18 protein-coding genes and 1 pseudogene are annotated in these 14,065 nt (G+C 64.9%); 1 reads left to right on the top strand and 18 read right to left on the bottom strand.

Going from position 1 to position 14,065, the window contains the following annotated elements:
* The 12 genes and pseudogenes from Q7J44_RS20635 to Q7J44_RS20580 all read right to left on the bottom strand — a co-directional run.
* A pseudogene (locus Q7J44_RS20635) lies at positions 1 to 187 on the bottom strand (type II secretion system protein E); the annotation flags it as partial.
* Between the two features lies 1 nt (position 188).
* Positions 189 to 1,517, bottom strand: a complete 1,329-nt coding sequence (locus Q7J44_RS20630; protein ID WP_304882994.1) for a TrbI/VirB10 family protein — start codon at positions 1,515 to 1,517, stop codon at positions 189 to 191.
* Entirely contained in the window at positions 1,514 to 2,209 is a 696-nt protein-coding gene (locus Q7J44_RS20625; protein WP_304882993.1) for a TrbG/VirB9 family P-type conjugative transfer protein, read from the bottom strand. The genes Q7J44_RS20630 and Q7J44_RS20625 overlap by 4 nt, the downstream gene beginning before the upstream one ends.
* A complete protein-coding gene (locus Q7J44_RS20620) occupies positions 2,206 to 2,865 on the bottom strand; it encodes a virB8 family protein (protein WP_304882992.1) in 660 nt (219 codons plus the stop codon). Before Q7J44_RS20620 ends, Q7J44_RS20625 begins: the two co-directional genes overlap by 4 nt.
* A gap of 14 nt (positions 2,866 to 2,879) precedes the next feature.
* The gene (locus Q7J44_RS20615; RefSeq protein ID WP_304882991.1) at positions 2,880 to 3,677 is read right to left on the bottom strand and encodes a type IV secretion system protein; all 798 of its coding nucleotides are present in this window, start codon (positions 3,675 to 3,677) and stop codon (positions 2,880 to 2,882) included.
* Positions 3,674 to 4,867, bottom strand: coding sequence for a lytic transglycosylase domain-containing protein (locus Q7J44_RS20610; protein WP_304882990.1), 1,194 nt, complete (start codon positions 4,865 to 4,867; stop codon positions 3,674 to 3,676). The genes Q7J44_RS20615 and Q7J44_RS20610 overlap by 4 nt, the downstream gene beginning before the upstream one ends.
* Positions 4,868 to 4,871: 4 nt before the next feature.
* Positions 4,872 to 5,084, bottom strand: coding sequence for a hypothetical protein (locus Q7J44_RS20605; RefSeq protein WP_304882989.1), 213 nt, complete (start codon positions 5,082 to 5,084; stop codon positions 4,872 to 4,874).
* Positions 5,081 to 7,465 carry a type IV secretion system protein B4 gene (locus tag Q7J44_RS20600; RefSeq protein ID WP_304882988.1) on the bottom strand — a complete coding sequence of 795 codons (2,385 nt, stop codon included), beginning with the start codon at positions 7,463 to 7,465 and terminating at the stop codon, positions 5,081 to 5,083. Before Q7J44_RS20600 ends, Q7J44_RS20605 begins: the two co-directional genes overlap by 4 nt.
* Positions 7,455 to 7,733 (bottom strand): type IV secretion system protein VirB3, encoded by a 279-nt coding sequence (locus tag Q7J44_RS20595; protein ID WP_018065947.1) that lies wholly within the window; start codon positions 7,731 to 7,733, stop codon positions 7,455 to 7,457. Before Q7J44_RS20595 ends, Q7J44_RS20600 begins: the two co-directional genes overlap by 11 nt.
* Positions 7,734 to 7,758: 25 nt before the next feature.
* Positions 7,759 to 8,037, bottom strand: a complete 279-nt coding sequence (locus Q7J44_RS20590; RefSeq protein WP_370693050.1) for a TrbC/VirB2 family protein — start codon at positions 8,035 to 8,037, stop codon at positions 7,759 to 7,761.
* Positions 8,038 to 8,069: 32 nt separating this feature from the next.
* Positions 8,070 to 8,723, bottom strand: a complete 654-nt coding sequence (locus Q7J44_RS20585; RefSeq protein ID WP_370693049.1) for a lytic transglycosylase domain-containing protein — start codon at positions 8,721 to 8,723, stop codon at positions 8,070 to 8,072.
* 52 nt (positions 8,724 to 8,775) lie between these two features.
* The gene (locus Q7J44_RS20580) at positions 8,776 to 9,135 is read right to left on the bottom strand and encodes a hypothetical protein (protein WP_304882986.1); all 360 of its coding nucleotides are present in this window, start codon (positions 9,133 to 9,135) and stop codon (positions 8,776 to 8,778) included.
* Positions 9,136 to 9,328: 193 nt separating this feature from the next.
* On the opposite strand from Q7J44_RS20580, the gene Q7J44_RS20575 reads away from it, so the two are divergent.
* Positions 9,329 to 9,607: a hypothetical protein gene (locus tag Q7J44_RS20575; protein ID WP_304882998.1), complete on the top strand. Its 279-nt coding sequence runs from the start codon at positions 9,329 to 9,331 to the stop codon at positions 9,605 to 9,607.
* Between the two features lie 123 nt (positions 9,608 to 9,730).
* Here Q7J44_RS20575 and Q7J44_RS20570 read toward each other — a convergent pair whose 3' ends face one another.
* From Q7J44_RS20570 to Q7J44_RS20545, 6 genes are all read right to left on the bottom strand, one after another.
* Entirely contained in the window at positions 9,731 to 10,456 is a 726-nt protein-coding gene (locus Q7J44_RS20570) for a ferric reductase-like transmembrane domain-containing protein (RefSeq protein WP_304882985.1), read from the bottom strand.
* Complete coding sequence (locus Q7J44_RS20565; protein ID WP_304882984.1) at positions 10,453 to 10,908, bottom strand: hypothetical protein; 456 nt, start codon at positions 10,906 to 10,908, stop codon at positions 10,453 to 10,455. The genes Q7J44_RS20570 and Q7J44_RS20565 overlap by 4 nt, the downstream gene beginning before the upstream one ends.
* Before the next feature lie 9 nt (positions 10,909 to 10,917).
* Positions 10,918 to 11,334: a hypothetical protein gene (locus Q7J44_RS20560; RefSeq protein WP_304882983.1), complete on the bottom strand. Its 417-nt coding sequence runs from the start codon at positions 11,332 to 11,334 to the stop codon at positions 10,918 to 10,920.
* A gap of 4 nt (positions 11,335 to 11,338) precedes the next feature.
* Positions 11,339 to 11,932, bottom strand: a complete 594-nt coding sequence (locus tag Q7J44_RS20555; protein WP_304882982.1) for a L,D-transpeptidase — start codon at positions 11,930 to 11,932, stop codon at positions 11,339 to 11,341.
* Between the two features lie 57 nt (positions 11,933 to 11,989).
* Complete coding sequence (locus Q7J44_RS20550) at positions 11,990 to 12,445, bottom strand: cytochrome c (protein WP_304882981.1); 456 nt, start codon at positions 12,443 to 12,445, stop codon at positions 11,990 to 11,992.
* 78 nt (positions 12,446 to 12,523) lie between these two features.
* Entirely contained in the window at positions 12,524 to 14,035 is a 1,512-nt protein-coding gene (locus Q7J44_RS20545) for a multicopper oxidase family protein (RefSeq protein ID WP_304882980.1), read from the bottom strand.
* Between the last annotated feature and the right edge of the window lie 30 nt (positions 14,036 to 14,065).

Below are 14,065 nucleotides of genomic sequence, written 5' to 3'. Positions count from 1 at the left end.
CGATCTGGTTGCCGAGGTCCTTGATCTCGGTCTGGGTAAGCGGGTTGCCGAGACCTCGCATGAAATGATCGCCCTGGAATTCGCCCCAGACCTTCCCGTCGGGGTTGATGCAGATCTCGATCGTGTCGTCGCGTTGCACGTGCGCGCCCAGCCGGTCGAGCGAGGCTTCGAGATAGCTTGCTGCCATGTCAGAAGATCTCCAGATCGCGGTCGACCATGACCGTGATCCGGGTGCCCTGATCGACATGGATCACGGGGCGGATCGCGAGATAGTCCTGCATCACGCCTTGGGTCGCGTCGCGCAGATCGCCCGAGACATCGCGCGCAGCACCTGCAGTTGTTGTGTCCTCGATCTGGCCTGCCGCGACCGATGGCAGCGCCCCGATGAGCGAGATGAGCGCGGCCGATCCGAAGCGCTGCGTGAAGCGCGTGTCGACAAAACCGGTGGTGCCGGTGCGGCCGAGCTCGTCGCCTCCAAAGGCGCTGATCTCCACGGTCTGGTTGTCGGGCAGGATGATCCGGTCCCAGGCCACCATGACGCGTGACTGCGCGAGCGCGACATCAGAGCGATACCGCCCAATCAGCCGTGCCCCACGCGGGATCAGGACGCGGCTGCCGTCGAAGGAATGCACATCCTCCGAGACAATGGCCCGGATCGCGCCGGGCAAAGTGCTGTCCAGGGCTGTTTCGGTCACGGCCTGGATCATCGTGCCCTGCACAACCGTGTGCGACGGGTTCACGATCACCTCGGCCCGTGTCACCGGCGCGGGCCTTGCGCCAGCGCGTACGAAGGCCTCGTCCGCGCTGAGCCGCGCCTGCTCCTGCGCATCGCCGCGATCAGCGGCCTGTCCGGCTCCGGACCAGGCGATCATCGGCGAGGCCACACGCGCGGCCTGCGCTTCGGCCTCGGCAAGGCGACGGCGCTCGAGTTCGGCCAGACGCAGTTCCTCCTCGTCAGGTCCGATCCGGGCGGGCGAAGGTGGGGTGAGGCGTGCGACCTCAAGCTCCATGCGCAACTGGTCAAGCTGGCGGTCGCGTTCGGTCAGCTGGCGTTCCAGCGTACGCTGCGCCTCGGTCGATGCCGATTGGAGCGCCGCGATCTGGGCGGTCAGATCGGCAATTGCGGCCTCGGTGCGATCATCGGGCACCTCGGTCGGACGCGCGCGCAGCTCTTCCAGTTCGGCCCGCAGGGTTGCGAGGCTCTCCATCAGTGCAAGCTCGGCGCTGGACGGGCCGGTCTCGACCGGGTCCGGGGCGGGTGGCGGATCGGGCTGGCGCATCGGTGCCAGATCGCCGAAGCCTGAGCCGAGGGTCTGGAACTCATCCGGGGCGGCGGTCACCAGCATGGCTTCGGGCTTGGGTTGCAGCGCGATCCACATCACACCGCCAAGCGTGGCGATCCCGCTGACCCCGAGAAGGGCTGTCAGAACGCTGGCACTGCCGCGCGCGCGCCGCTTGCCGGTCGCACCTTCAAGGGCTGCAAGACGGGTGGCGAGGTCTTCGGTGTCTTGGCTCATGACGTGGGCGCCCCCATATCCTGCACGCAGACCTCGTCTTCGCCCAAGCGCAAAACCCACTGGCGGTTGACGCCGGAGACCCGGATCACGCCATCGCTCAGGACGGTGCTGTTCACCGCCCGCTCGCCGCCATTGGTGTAGCGAAAGATCGCAGGGACGGGCGCGTTCCGCGCGAAGCGGAAATAGGTGAAGGTGCCGTCATCCCAGATGGCCGTGGGCGTGAACTCGCGGCTGCTGCTGACGGCATAGTTTGCGTTCGGGGCATCGGCCGCCACGGCGCGGGCGGGCTGGACCCGGGCCTCGGGGTAGCGGAACTGCACGACGTAATGCGGCGTCTCGCGCGCCTCGACGACGTGGAAATAGTAGGAGCGGCGGTTCGTATAGACCGTGATGTTGGTGGCAACCCCCGAGGCCGCAGGCTTGATCGCGAATGCCCGTCCGCCGGGGACGCCATCGAACTGGAAGCCCACCGTGTCGCCGGCGATGATCGAGCGGATGGTCTCGCCCTCGCCGAACTCGACCGTGGTCACGCGGGTGAGACTGGTCACCACGCTGTAGACCTGTCCCTCGGTCCAGGTGGCGATCCGGACACGGTTGTCATGGGGGCCGGGGCGCGGGGTCACTTCGGCGAAGGCTGCGGAGGCTGAAATCGCGCTGGCGATGAGGGCTGCGGGCAAAAGAGCACGGGTCATTCGGAACGGTCCGATCGGATGGCATATTGGGTGACGGTGAAGCCGAAGGGGTTCTGCCAGACATCATCGATCGAGCGGGTCCGTTCGGGGCGGAAGGCAAACATCAGGGTGGCCGTGAACATGCCCGCCTGCGCGCCCTGCGGGCTGGTCAGGCGCTTGCGCAAGCGAACCTGGGCGCGGTTGTCGCCAATGAGCGTGATCGAGGCGATCTCGACGGCCATCTCCGCCGAAGGGCCGTAGCGCGTCGGCGGATAGCTCTCCTGGCCCGAGGTCCACATGGCGCGCACGCTGGCCTCGGCCGCTCCGGTGGACTGGGCCAGCACCCGGCGCACGCGCAGGTCGTTGTCGAGCTGGTTGTAGGCTTCGCGGTCGAGGATATAGCGGTAGATCTGTGCCTCGATCACAGCGGGCCGCTCGGCGAGCGAGACGGCTGCGACCGTGGCATTCGGGAGCGCCATGCCCGTTTCCGGGTCATAGGGCACGACCACGGGCGGCGGGGTCTCGATCATCAGGGCGACGGCGGCGGCGGCAAGACAGCCGATCACGCCGAACCCCGCGCCACCGATCCCGATCATCTGCCAGAGCCGCTCGCGGCGCATCGCGCCGTGGATCAGCTCCTCTTCCACGAGTTCGCGGGTGCTCAGGCCTGTGGTCATGTCAGGCCCCCCGCTCATGGCCGCATGCTCGGCAGGGTGAAGTCCATGTAGCGGCGTTCCTCGGCGATGGTGGCGGCATCGACCACCCCGGCATTGCCCGCGCCGAGCGTCTGGATCGCTTCAAGCTCCCACATCCGCGTCATCGCAATGGCGAGTTCGGCAGTGACACGGGTATTGTGGTCCATCGCGGCCTTTAGATCCTCCATCTGGGGGATCATCGTGACGAGGCGCTCGACGCGTTCGAGGGATTGCGCGGCCTCGGCATGGCTGTTCTGGGCGGCGGCCGACATGACAGCACCGGTCGTGGCGCGTGTGGCAACCCCTTCCGCGCCGGGATTGCCGCTGGTCGCGATCTCGCGCAGCGAGTTCTCGTCAAAGCCTGCGCGTGCGAGCACCTGCTCCATCTGCGTGCGCATCGGGCCCGCGGTGATGCCCAGAAGGTTGCTCCAGTCCCCTGTCTGGATGCCCCGGATCAGGCCGGGCAGATCGCGGAACTTGGCCTCGAGAAGACCGTCGAGGCCGTCGCCCATGACCATGCCGAGGATGCTGCGCGGACCGGTGAGCGAAGCATACATTTGTTGCAACTGGTCGAGCTGGTTCTGGACGACCTCGAGCTGCTCGAGCGCGTTGTCGAGAAGGTCAGTCTGGATCCCGAAATCCTGCAGCATCTGCTGCAACTGGCGGATTTCCTGGGCGATGTTCTGGGTGTCGACCGTGGGCACGCCTTGTGCGCTCACAGGACCCGCAAGGGCGGTGGCCAGCGCGAGCGTTGCCGCACCGGTGGCAAGGGAACGGGACAAGCGCCTGATCATCGCAAACTCTCCAGGGTGAAATTCATGAACTGCCGCTCGGCGGCCTGGGCTGCGGCCATAGCGAGTTGTTCCTCGCTCAGCGGCTGGGTATGGGCGGCCTTGATCCGGGTGCGGATCGCGACCAGCCGGGCCAGCTCGGCGCGCGCATAGGTGTTGAGCGCGATGGCCTCGTGCAGGTCTTCAGTCTCGCCGATGCGGCGGATGATGTCTTGAACCCGCAGCGCGGCCGCTTGGACCGAGACCAGCGAATAGTCGCCATAGACGCCTGCGCCATGGGCCGAGAGGCTGAAGCTCGCATTCGCCAGCAGGACGGGGTCGATGGTGCCCAAGGCATCGATGCCCCCGACCGCGGCGAGGTAGCGGTTGTATTGCTGCGGGATCACCACGACGTAGTGTTGGGTCTCCGCGAAAGGGGGCACGCCGCCGTATTGCTGCACCCGTCCCGGGCCTGCGTTATAAGCCGCGAGCGCGTGGATGATGTTGCCATCGAACATGTTCAGCATCTGCGCGAGGTAGCGCGCGCCGCCCGTGACCTGCAGCCAGGGGTCGTCGTAATAGGCCGGGTAGATCCCGAGATCGCCCGCTGTGCCGGGCATGATCTGGGTGAGGCCGAAGGCCCCCACGGGCGAACGTGCGCCCACCTGAAACCGGCTTTCCTGCCAGATCAGCGCCTGCAGAAGGCACCGCCATTGCACGAGCGAGAGCCCCGCGCGGCTCACCCCGGGAAGGCTATGGGTGTGGCGTGCGGCGCGGATGATCAGCTCTTCCACCCCTTCCCGGGCATCGCCGAACATCCGGGCCGCGGCCGGGTTGTTGTCCTCGGGCGCATAGAGGCTGGCCGCGGCCGTGCTGACGCCCTCGGCCTCCCCCTGCCCCGCCTCAAGCCCCGCGACCGTGCCTGCGACATCGCCCGCGCGCAGGGTCATCGCATCCATGATTCCGTTCAGGGCCGCGAGTTGCTGGCGCTCGATCTCGGCCAGTTCCTCCTCGCGGGTGAGGCGATCTTGCTGCAGCGCCAGATCCTGTTCGCGTTGGTCGATGATCGCCTGCCGCCCCGCGAAAAGCCGCGCGTCAAAAGTCGGCACGCCCTGTGCGCTGGCCGTGGCCCCGAGCCAGACGCTGCACGCGCCGGCGGTCGCCCCTGTCAGGAGTGCGGCGCTGGCCAAGTTTCGGATGCGGGCGGTGGTCATCGGATCAGCTGCCCGCCCCCAACAGCACGAAATCGCAGGATGTATCGCGACGGGTCGCGATTTCGCCGCTGGTCGAGACCGTCACCGCGGAGGCAGAGCGGGCAGGCGCATCGCGAAAGTTGAAGCAGTTGGCCTGCGCAGGGTTATGCTGGGCGCAGGCTGTCAGGGTCAGGCCGAGGCCAAGCAGCACGGCGCTGCGGCTGAGGATACGGGTCATGTCACTCTCCAGAAATCGGGGCGGTCGCGGTAGTCGGGGCCGACAAGGGCCTCGCCCTTCTCCATGCCGCCGAGGATGGTCACGAGGGGACCGAGGGCGCTGAGATCGGCATCGATCACCACAGCACCCCGGTCATCGCGCACGAGCGCGAGCCGCGAGGCGGAGCCGACGCCCAGAAGCACGTCGAGTTCCTTCTCGCTGAGGCCGAGCATCGCGTAATCCGCAGCCGATGCGCGGATGTTGGGCAGAAGCACCTGGGTTGGCACCGCTTCCACGATGGTCTTGCCGGTGCGGGTGCGCTCGAGCTGGCTGGCGTACTGGGTCATCATCACGACGACGGCGTTCTGCTTGCGCGCGGTCACCAGCCAGTTCGAGAGCCGCTCCGCGAAATACGCGTTGTCGAGCGCCTTCCAGGCCTCGTCGATGACGATGATCGTGGGCTTGCGGTCCTCGATCACCCGTTCGACCCGGCGGAAGAGGTAGGACAGGACCGCCATGCGTTCCCGCTCGCTCTCAGAGTCGAGGATGCCGGTCAGATCGAAGCCTGCGACGTCCCCGTCGATGCTGAAGCTGTCCTTGGCATTCGCCCCGAAGATCCAGCCGTAGCGACCCTCGGCCGTCCATTCTTGCATCCGCTCGAAGAGGTCGCCCTCATCATCGGTTGAAACGAGGAGCGAGGCGAAGTCCGACCAGTTCCTGAGCCCCGCATTCCCGGCGCTGGCGTTCTGGCGCACGACCTCCTGCAGGCGGTTAGTCTGCACCGGGGTCAGGGGCCGGTCCCGGCGCTCGAGGAGGCTTGCAAGCCAGTCGGCAAGCCAGGCCTGCCCGCGGGCGTCGATCTCGGTCTGGAGGGGATTGAGGCCCGTGGGTCGCCCTGCCCGCACGGTCGAATAGCTGCCGCCGAGCGCGCGGACCGCCATTTCCATGCCGGCGCGATAGTCGAAGACGAAGACCCGCGCACCTGCCCGCCGTGCCATGGTCATGAGGAAAGCCGCCAGCACGGATTTGCCCGATCCGGGGCGGCCGAGGATCAGGGTGTGGCCACCCGTGGGCTCGCGATCCGGCGCGCCCTGTTCGTGGAAGTTGAAGCGAAACCCACTGCGCTCGGGTGTCGGGAAGAGCGTGATCGGCACGCCCCAGGGCACTTCCCGCCCTGTTTTGCCAAGGGGGGTGCGGTGGAAGGTAGCGAGATCGGCGAAGTTGTGGTTCGTGATTGCGGCCTTGCGGCTGCGCGCCCCTGTGTTCCCGGGATGCTGCGCCATGAAATGCGCCCGTGCCCCGAAGGCTTCCGAGATCAGGTTGATGCCGGAGGTGGCCGAGATGTTGCGGATTTCGGCCGCGATGTCGTCGAGGGCAGCTTGGGTCCGCGCATAGACCGCCACCGTCATGTGGTGCTCGCCGAAGATCAGGCGTTTTGATTCCAGATCGTCCTGGGCAAGTTCCAGTTCCTGCGCGAGGCTGACGGCCCCGTCATTGGCCGCCTGCATGAGGCGCAGCTGCCGTTTGATCCGACCTGCCATGATGTTCGCGTTGATCGGCACGAAGGAGTGGGTGACCACCATGTCGACGGGCAGGTTCAGCTCGTCGAGCATCAGGCTGTCGGTCTTGGCAGGATAGTTCTTCACCGCGAAGATCGCGCCGAGCTTGTCGCCGACGGCGCCGTCGGAAAGCGCGATGGTCGTGCCGCGAAATGTGACGCGGGTATTGGCAACATCCTCGGCGATGACGCCCAAGCGCGACCTGGGGAAAAGCGGGTGCTCTTCGCCCGTGTTGAGCGAGCCGAGGAAGCCCAGAAGTTCGCCGGTGCTGGCTGCCAAGAGGCGAGGCTTCAACTCATCGAAGGACGACAGCAAAAAACCCACGACCTCGTCGAGCTTGCGCAAGCGCCGGGTCGTATCCGCCGCATGCCGCGCACGCGACGCCCCCAGACCGAAGGGCAGCCGGCTCCCTGCCTCGGGGCGCTTCAGCACCGTCAGCGTCAACGTCTTGTCGCGCAGGCCGGATTGACCCAGATGTCCGCGCCAGCGCTGGTCCACGGCGGCGGCGAACCCCTCGCCCGGGATGGGCGGCAGAGTGACGTCGACCGCTTTTGACACCTTGTGCAGGTAGAAGGAGAACTCCGTGCCCACCTGCGCGACGATCCCGGCGAGAAGCCCGCCGATCCGGTCGAGATGCGCGTCCTCGCTCGTGGTGCTGTTCACCCCCTCGAGACGGATACACTGCATCAGCTCGTTGCCGCGTGTCCGGATCGTCCGGTCGGTCACGAGGCTGACATAGGGCAGCATCATTGAGAGCCGCTTCTCGCCCTTGACCCATGCGGGCAGCGCGGTCAGCGGATCGAGCGCGTCCGCCACGTCATCGGCCAGTCCATCACGGGGCATAGCTGTCGCCCCCGTGGAGCTTGCGGTTCGTTGTGGGTGGGGTTTCCTGCAAGGTGATCACCAGGACATCGAGGAAGTTCGGATCCCAGTCTGCGGCCTTCCAGAGCGCCGGCCAGGCCAGCCCCGCGAAGACGGCCACCACCCAGCTCTGCACCCAGAGGAACAGGAGCGTCGAGCCGAAGAGCCAGACCATGGCGTACATGATCGGCAAGCCCATCAGCTTGGGTGGCCTCAGAAGGCCGATGAACACGCGGGACTGGTCGGACATGGCCGAGACCTCCGGAAGCTCTGGCTCAGGTCGTCCAGATGGCGGCGACGATGGTGGGCGCTGCGGCGATGCCCGCGATCGCGACCACGACCCAGAGCGCCTGACGGAAATCGAGGATGCCGAAGAGCCAGGACAGGAACACGCCGATCAGCGCCAGCGTGCCGATCACGATGCCCAAGGGGCCGGTGATGGCGTTCACGATGCCCTGCAGCAAGGTCTGGACCGGCGAGAGATCGATGCTCTGCGCCAGTGCGGGATCTGCGAGCACGATGAGGGCCATCGCGCCCATGAGCGCGCAAGTCACCGCGCGGGCGGCAACGGGGGAAAGTTTGGGTGTCACGAGAGATCTCCTCTGAGCCGCTGGAACACGGCAGTCACACGGGCCACATGGCCCTGGGTTTCGCGGAAAGGGGGAATGCCACCGTGGCGGGTGACCGCCTCGGGCCCGGCATTGTAGGCGGCCAGCGCCAGCGCAGGATCGCCGAAGCGCTCCAGCATCATCAGAAGGTACCGGGCCGAGCCGTCGAGGTTCTGGGCAATGTCATGAGGATCGACGCCAAGATCACGCGCGGTTCCTGGCATCAACTGACCAAGCCCGATGGCCCCGACCGGGCTCAGCGCGCGCGGGTTATAGGCGCTCTCGACCTCGATATTGGCGCGGTAGAACAGCGTCCAGTCGGTGACTGACAGACCCGCCTGACGCAGGGCATCATGGCTGCCATAGCGCAGCGCCGTGGTCTCGATGGCGTGGAGGATTTCGGGGGAGGCGCGGACAGCACGCGGTGCCACGGCAGCGGCCGCAACCTGTGCCAGCGGCTGATCTGCGTCCGATCGTTGCGGTCTTGCGAAAAGAAAGAGGCGGTCCGTCTGCGTCCCATCCGGGGCGGCGTCGGAGGTGTCGAACGCCCGCAGCGACTGCTTGCTGTTCGCGATATCGATCAGCTGCCCATCGGGACTGACCTGGAAGATGAAACCGTCGGCGAGGGCCAAGGGTGCGGAACAAACACCTGTACCCAATGCAACGACGAGCGCGAACGCGCGGTCAGTCGTCCTTGACCAGAGCCGGGCCAGTCCGCGGCTGTGCCACGCGGCCAGGGGCGGCGTGACGCTCGCGTCCGCCTTCTTCAAGTGGAATGCTGGCGGTTGTGCAGCCCATTTCGGCAAGGAAGCTGACGAGACCGACAATGGTCTTGAACTCGCGCACCTTGAGGTAGCTGCGGCTGGTGACGAGCATCTTGTCGGCCCGACCGTCTTCCGCGACGGCGCGCGCAACCCAGGTGCCGTACCAGCTGTTGTGCCGTTTCTCGCCAGCTTCCTTGCAGACCACCTCGAGGAGGTAGCCATCTGCAAGCAGGCTTCGCAGTCCGTCTTCTGTAACCACATTCGGGGCTTCTTCTATCATGGCCTTCCCTTGGGTCCTTTCCTGCCTGGGGTGCAGCATCGGCCCGCGGGGTCGCAACACCGCGGTCGATACGAGACAACATGAACGATAGCAAGACAATAATAACGACTTGACGAAAATCGCCTTGCTCTGATAACGGTGCTACAGGACGAGATTGCAACATTAAAGGCGCAAAAGGAGTTTTGCCCTGCACATGTCATGTGCGCGCAACGCTATCCTCGCGACTCTGATCGTGGTGGCACAAGCGCAAGACGCTGTGGCTGCGCCCTGTATCGCACCAGAACGCCCCTTCCTGCCCCAGTCGCGCGAGGACATGCGCCTCTACGCCGATCTGCTGCGCGCGGACTTCGAGACCTATATCGCCGAGGTCCAGACCTATTTCCGCTGCCTTGACGAGGAACGCGCAAGGGCGTTTGTTGAAGCACGAGAGGTTACTGAACAGTACGGGCAGTTCCAGCGCGCCCAGGAATAGCGTCCGAAATCCGCACGTGTCTGGTGTGGGGATTGCGTGGGCAAAGCCAATTCGAAGCGCAATCTCGAGCATCCCACGTTTGCTTGCTGTAAAGGAGCACGGAAGGGAACTACCAGTGGTTAATCAGTTGGGTTCCCTGCGCAGGCGATGGCGGGTCGTACTGGCGAAGGCGGAGACCCGGAGTGCTACAACTCCGAGGACCAGAATTGCGAAGGGGAGCCGCAACGGGTTCGGGTCAGGTGTCGCCCGATGAAAGCTCAGGAAATGCGCGTAGAGGAAGTAGGCCGTATGCGCGACGACCAGCGCCCAGAAGACCAGCGCCGTCATCTGGACGGTCTTCCAGGACGCCGCGCCGAGGGTGCGCACTGCGCGATCATTGGACGTGATCAGAAGGATGAAGCCGATACCGAGCGCGAGGATGCCAATGGCATTGGCGAGCCCGAATCCGTGCTGCAGCATCACGTATCGCAAGTCGAACGGATGATATTCGAAACCGAACAGGCGAATGAGGTTCCATTCCACCCAACCGTCGAGAATGATCACCGTGTGTACCATGGCCAGAGCGACCGAGTAAATTCCGAGTTCCCGCCGCCAAGGAAGCCATCTCGCGCATACGCGAAAAATACGTGGTGCGGCACCAAGTGTCATCGTCAGGGCAAGCAGCAGGACCGCCGCATCACCGAAAGCGCGGTTCCATCGATGCATCGGGCTCCACTGACCATGCACGAGCGAGAAGGCATACACGAGCGCTGCGGCAGTTATGACAACGACGACATGACGCATGAGTGTCCGCCACCGGTTCGCAGATGATGGTGACGGTGTAATGGGCGAGTTGATGGCAATGGTCATTGAGAAGCCTCGTTCGGGAAGTTTATTCTTCGCGTGTGAAATGAGCGCCATCTCCGCCATACGGCGATGGACAAGACAACGATTCCGCCGACGGTGAGGTAAGGCCGCATCGGATCGAACCAGATCATCAGGGCTTCGCCGCCGAAGATCAGCATGAGGATCTTGTTGCAGGTCGGACAGGCAATCCCGACGAAACCCACCGTTCCTCCTGCTGCGGCGCGCCGAAGCCCGCAGGCGCTCGGAAGAGCGACGAAGGTTCCTGTCAATGCGGCGAGCAGTACCAGGGATGGAAATTCCCACGCACCGACGGGCGTCATCCGGACGAAGAGCGGGTTAGCCCAGACAGCAGAAACCGTTCCCATCGAAGCGAACACAAGCACTGCGCCCAACCAACCGCGCAGGAACGGGTGCCATACTTGCGGCCAGAACCAGATCGATTCTTTAACCGACATTACATTTCCTTATCCAGCAGTATGGTCCAACCGGACGATTTCGCCGTCGAAGGCGATCTGGAAGCGCCATCGCCCGCCCATGGAAAAGGTGCCGGCTCCCCTCCAGGAGCCGTCGGATCGGCGGAGCATTCGCACCGGTGTCCGCCCCATGTCGTGGCCGACCATGGTCATTGATACACTTGGTTGAATGAGCGTCGCGTCGTTGCTGCCCTCGTCGCTTTCGAACCTTACGGTGATCTCGAAGGCATATGCCTGACCATCCTCCACTGCGACCAGAAGGCGACCGCCGGCGACATCCACTGCTCGGGCAGACCCGGTGGAGCCGGGCTCCCGTTCGCCCGAAAGGCCGAAGACCAGGAACGCCGCCACCGTTGCCGCAACCAGGGCGAGTGGTATGGCGAGCAACGCTACGCGAAGGGTCCTCATGGTCCTAAATTACGACGACCTGGGTTCCGACGCGGACCAGGTCATAAAGTTGCTCAACGTGATGGTTGTATAGACCGAAGCAACCGTTCGAGGCCCGTCGGCCGATCTTGGCTACATTGTCGATCCCGTGGATGCGGTAGTATTGCCAGGACAGGTTCAGCGCGCGCGTTCCCAGCGGGTTGTCCGGTCCCGGGTGCACTATTGCCGGCAGCGTCGGGTCGCGTTGGCGCATGCTCGGGGTCGGTATCCATGTCGGATGCATGCGCTTGAGCACGATCTCCGTGCGGCCGCGACGGGTGAATTCCTCGGTCATCGGTACCGAGCACGGGAAGACCAGATACGTGGCTTCGTCCTGCGACCAGAAGTGAACAGCGCGAGAGTCGCTGTCGCAGATGATCGCCCCGTGTCTCAGGCTGTCGAAATGGTCGCGCCACTGCACGGTCCGGAACGCCATGGTATTGCGCCGGACGCGTGTGGCGGCATCGGCCTCGATCTCACCAACAAAGCTTTGGGCAAGAGAGGTGCTTGCGCTCAAAGAAACCAAACCGCCTCCTGCCAGTGTCATCACCTGGCGCCGATTGAATATAGTATTCCTCATTTTGCTTCTCCTATGTGGTGTAGCTGCTGTTTGATCGAGCAAGCGTTGCTTCCGTTGTCACTCGATCCCGTTCGCGCGCTGAAGCGCACGGACAAAGGCAATTATGGTGGTCACCTCAGCGCGAGTGACACCCTCGATCGGGGGCATATTGCCAAACCGCCAGTGATGCGCGCGAACGCCATTCCGAGCAGCAATGTGGAAGGCTTCATCGGAGTGATGCGCCGGGTGATAGATGCGGTGCACGAGCGGCGGGGCGATACCTTCGAGGCCTGCTGCATTCGACCCATGACACGCCGCGCAAAAGGTCGTGAAGGCGCGTTCGCCCATGACCTCGGTCGGGGTGAAGCTGGCGGGAAGGACGACCTCGACCATCGGGGGTGGAACGAGATCGGCGGGCAGATCGGGCAGGCCCGCGACCGTAGTCGGAGGCGGGGCGCGTTCGCGCGACAGGGTCCAGACGCCGGCGACGGCAATGGCGATGGCGATGACAAGGCCCAGGCTGGTCGGGTTCATTCCGGTTTTCCATTCCAGAGCGCCCCCGGTGCATCGGTCTGGTTCCGAGGCACCGGAGGCGGAGGTCCATGGCAAGGCTCAGACCGAGACGACCAGTTCGGTCATCATGCCCGTGATAAGATGTGGCATGTGGTGGCAGTGCAGCATCCAGCGCGCCGCCTCGCCCGCATCGAAGGCGATGGTGACCATCGACATCGGCGGGATATGTACCGTGTCGCGCACCGCGCCATTGATCCGCCTAGGCGGGCCGATGTTCCGGCCACCGACGCCCAGGACCTGAAACACATGCCCGTGCAGATGCATCGGATGGGCCATCATCGACATGTTGTGGAACATCACCTCGACGCGTTCGCCCGACCGCACATGGATGGGGGCGTGGCCACCCCAGGTGCGGTCGTTGATCGTCCAGCGATAGGGGGACATGGTGCCGTCCAGCATGACCATTTCGCGGCGCGCCGCAGCGCGCTGCGGCAGCGAAGCCCGCGCGCGCAGGCTGGCTTCCTGTGCGAGGTCGTAGTCAAAGGCCGGCGCGGCTTCGTCTCCCAGTTCGGCGATCTTTGAGATCTGCCCTGCCGGGGTGGCAAGGATGATCCCGGTCCGCTCGCGCTCGCCCTCGCGCAGGGCTAGGATCGGCCAGGCGCCTTCCGCTGCGGGCAGATCGAGTTCGATATCCAGCCGCTGTCCCATCACAAAGCCGAACCGACGGCCGGAGAGCGGCTCGACGGCATGGCCGTCCACAGCCACCAGACGCCCTTCAATACCGCCCGTATCGATCCAGAACACGGTTGCCGAGGCTGCGTTGATGATGCGCAGCTTGACCCGGCCGCCCCGCTCGACGCTGACGATTTCGGGGTCGGCGAGCGTTCTGTCGTTGGCCAGATAGGCATCGAAGTCGATATCGTTGAGATCCATCTCCATGCCATTCATTCCGGCCATGCCGCCGTGATCACCCCCCATCATCCGGCTCATCATGCCGCCACCCATCGCGCCGTGATCCATGGCCCCGTGATCCATCGCACCATGATCCATGGCACCATGCCCCGGCCCGTGATCAATATTCGCCATCAGCTCATCGGGAGATGCGAAGGAGAAATCCTGCAGGATCAGGACGACCTCTTGCCGGTCCTCAGCGAGATCTTCGTCTGAGCGGACGATGAGCGGCGCGGCGAGCAGCTGCATTTCCTGAACGGGCATGTGGCTGTGCATCCAGTGAGTGCCCGCCAGCGGCGCAAAGTCATAGTCCCGCGCCTCGCCCGGCCGCAGGGCGGGCATGGGGGCGTCGGGCACGCCATCCTGATCATTGGGCGGGATCTGCCCGTGCCAGTGGATCATCGTCTCGATATCGAGCGCGTTTTCCAGCCGGACGCTGAACCGCTCGCCGGGATCGAGGATCAGCCCCTGCCCGCCCCGGGCGTTTTCCAGCCCGAAGACGTTCGCGGCCCGACCGCCGATGTCCAGCACACGGCTGGCGGCGCGAAGCAGGTGCTGGGGTGCTGCGGTCTGCGCGCGCAAAACGACAGGCAGCGAGAGCGCGGCCATCGAGGCAGCACTTGTCGCCATGAACCGGCGACGGGTGTAACGAGTGGTCATCAGATAAGCTCCTGTTTGCCGACGGATTTG

This window comes from Pseudotabrizicola sp. (assembly GCF_030656345.1).
In the GTDB taxonomy this organism is placed as follows: domain Bacteria; phylum Pseudomonadota; class Alphaproteobacteria; order Rhodobacterales; family Rhodobacteraceae; genus Pseudotabrizicola.
This window is presented reverse-complemented; position numbering and strand designations above follow the sequence as displayed.

What these genes read in the sequence shown, in the direction of transcription:
- Q7J44_RS20605 (WP_304882989.1), bottom strand. Translation starts at nt 5,084, where the DNA reads ATGACCCGTATCCTCAGCCGCAGCGCCGTGCTGCTTGGCCTCGGCCTG.
- Q7J44_RS20620 (WP_304882992.1), bottom strand. Translation starts at nt 2,865, where the DNA reads ATGACCACAGGCCTGAGCACCCGCGAACTCGTGGAAGAGGAGCTGATC.
- Q7J44_RS20550 (WP_304882981.1), bottom strand. Translation starts at nt 12,445, where the DNA reads ATGAACCCGACCAGCCTGGGCCTTGTCATCGCCATCGCCATTGCCGTC.
- Q7J44_RS20565 (WP_304882984.1), bottom strand. Translation starts at nt 10,908, where the DNA reads ATGTCGGTTAAAGAATCGATCTGGTTCTGGCCGCAAGTATGGCACCCG.
- Q7J44_RS20610 (WP_304882990.1), bottom strand. Translation starts at nt 4,867, where the DNA reads ATGACCACCGCCCGCATCCGAAACTTGGCCAGCGCCGCACTCCTGACA.
- Q7J44_RS20575 (WP_304882998.1), top strand. Translation starts at nt 9,329, where the DNA reads ATGTCATGTGCGCGCAACGCTATCCTCGCGACTCTGATCGTGGTGGCA.
- Q7J44_RS20595 (WP_018065947.1), bottom strand. Translation starts at nt 7,733, where the DNA reads ATGTCCGACCAGTCCCGCGTGTTCATCGGCCTTCTGAGGCCACCCAAG.
- Q7J44_RS20555 (WP_304882982.1), bottom strand. Translation starts at nt 11,932, where the DNA reads ATGAGGAATACTATATTCAATCGGCGCCAGGTGATGACACTGGCAGGA.
- Q7J44_RS20580 (WP_304882986.1), bottom strand. Translation starts at nt 9,135, where the DNA reads ATGATAGAAGAAGCCCCGAATGTGGTTACAGAAGACGGACTGCGAAGC.
- Q7J44_RS20625 (WP_304882993.1), bottom strand. Translation starts at nt 2,209, where the DNA reads ATGACCCGTGCTCTTTTGCCCGCAGCCCTCATCGCCAGCGCGATTTCA.
- Q7J44_RS20545 (WP_304882980.1), bottom strand. Translation starts at nt 14,035, where the DNA reads ATGACCACTCGTTACACCCGTCGCCGGTTCATGGCGACAAGTGCTGCC.
- Q7J44_RS20630 (WP_304882994.1), bottom strand. Translation starts at nt 1,517, where the DNA reads ATGAGCCAAGACACCGAAGACCTCGCCACCCGTCTTGCAGCCCTTGAA.
- Q7J44_RS20600 (WP_304882988.1), bottom strand. Translation starts at nt 7,465, where the DNA reads ATGCCCCGTGATGGACTGGCCGATGACGTGGCGGACGCGCTCGATCCG.
- Q7J44_RS20560 (WP_304882983.1), bottom strand. Translation starts at nt 11,334, where the DNA reads ATGAGGACCCTTCGCGTAGCGTTGCTCGCCATACCACTCGCCCTGGTT.
- Q7J44_RS20570 (WP_304882985.1), bottom strand. Translation starts at nt 10,456, where the DNA reads ATGACCATTGCCATCAACTCGCCCATTACACCGTCACCATCATCTGCG.
- Q7J44_RS20615 (WP_304882991.1), bottom strand. Translation starts at nt 3,677, where the DNA reads ATGATCAGGCGCTTGTCCCGTTCCCTTGCCACCGGTGCGGCAACGCTC.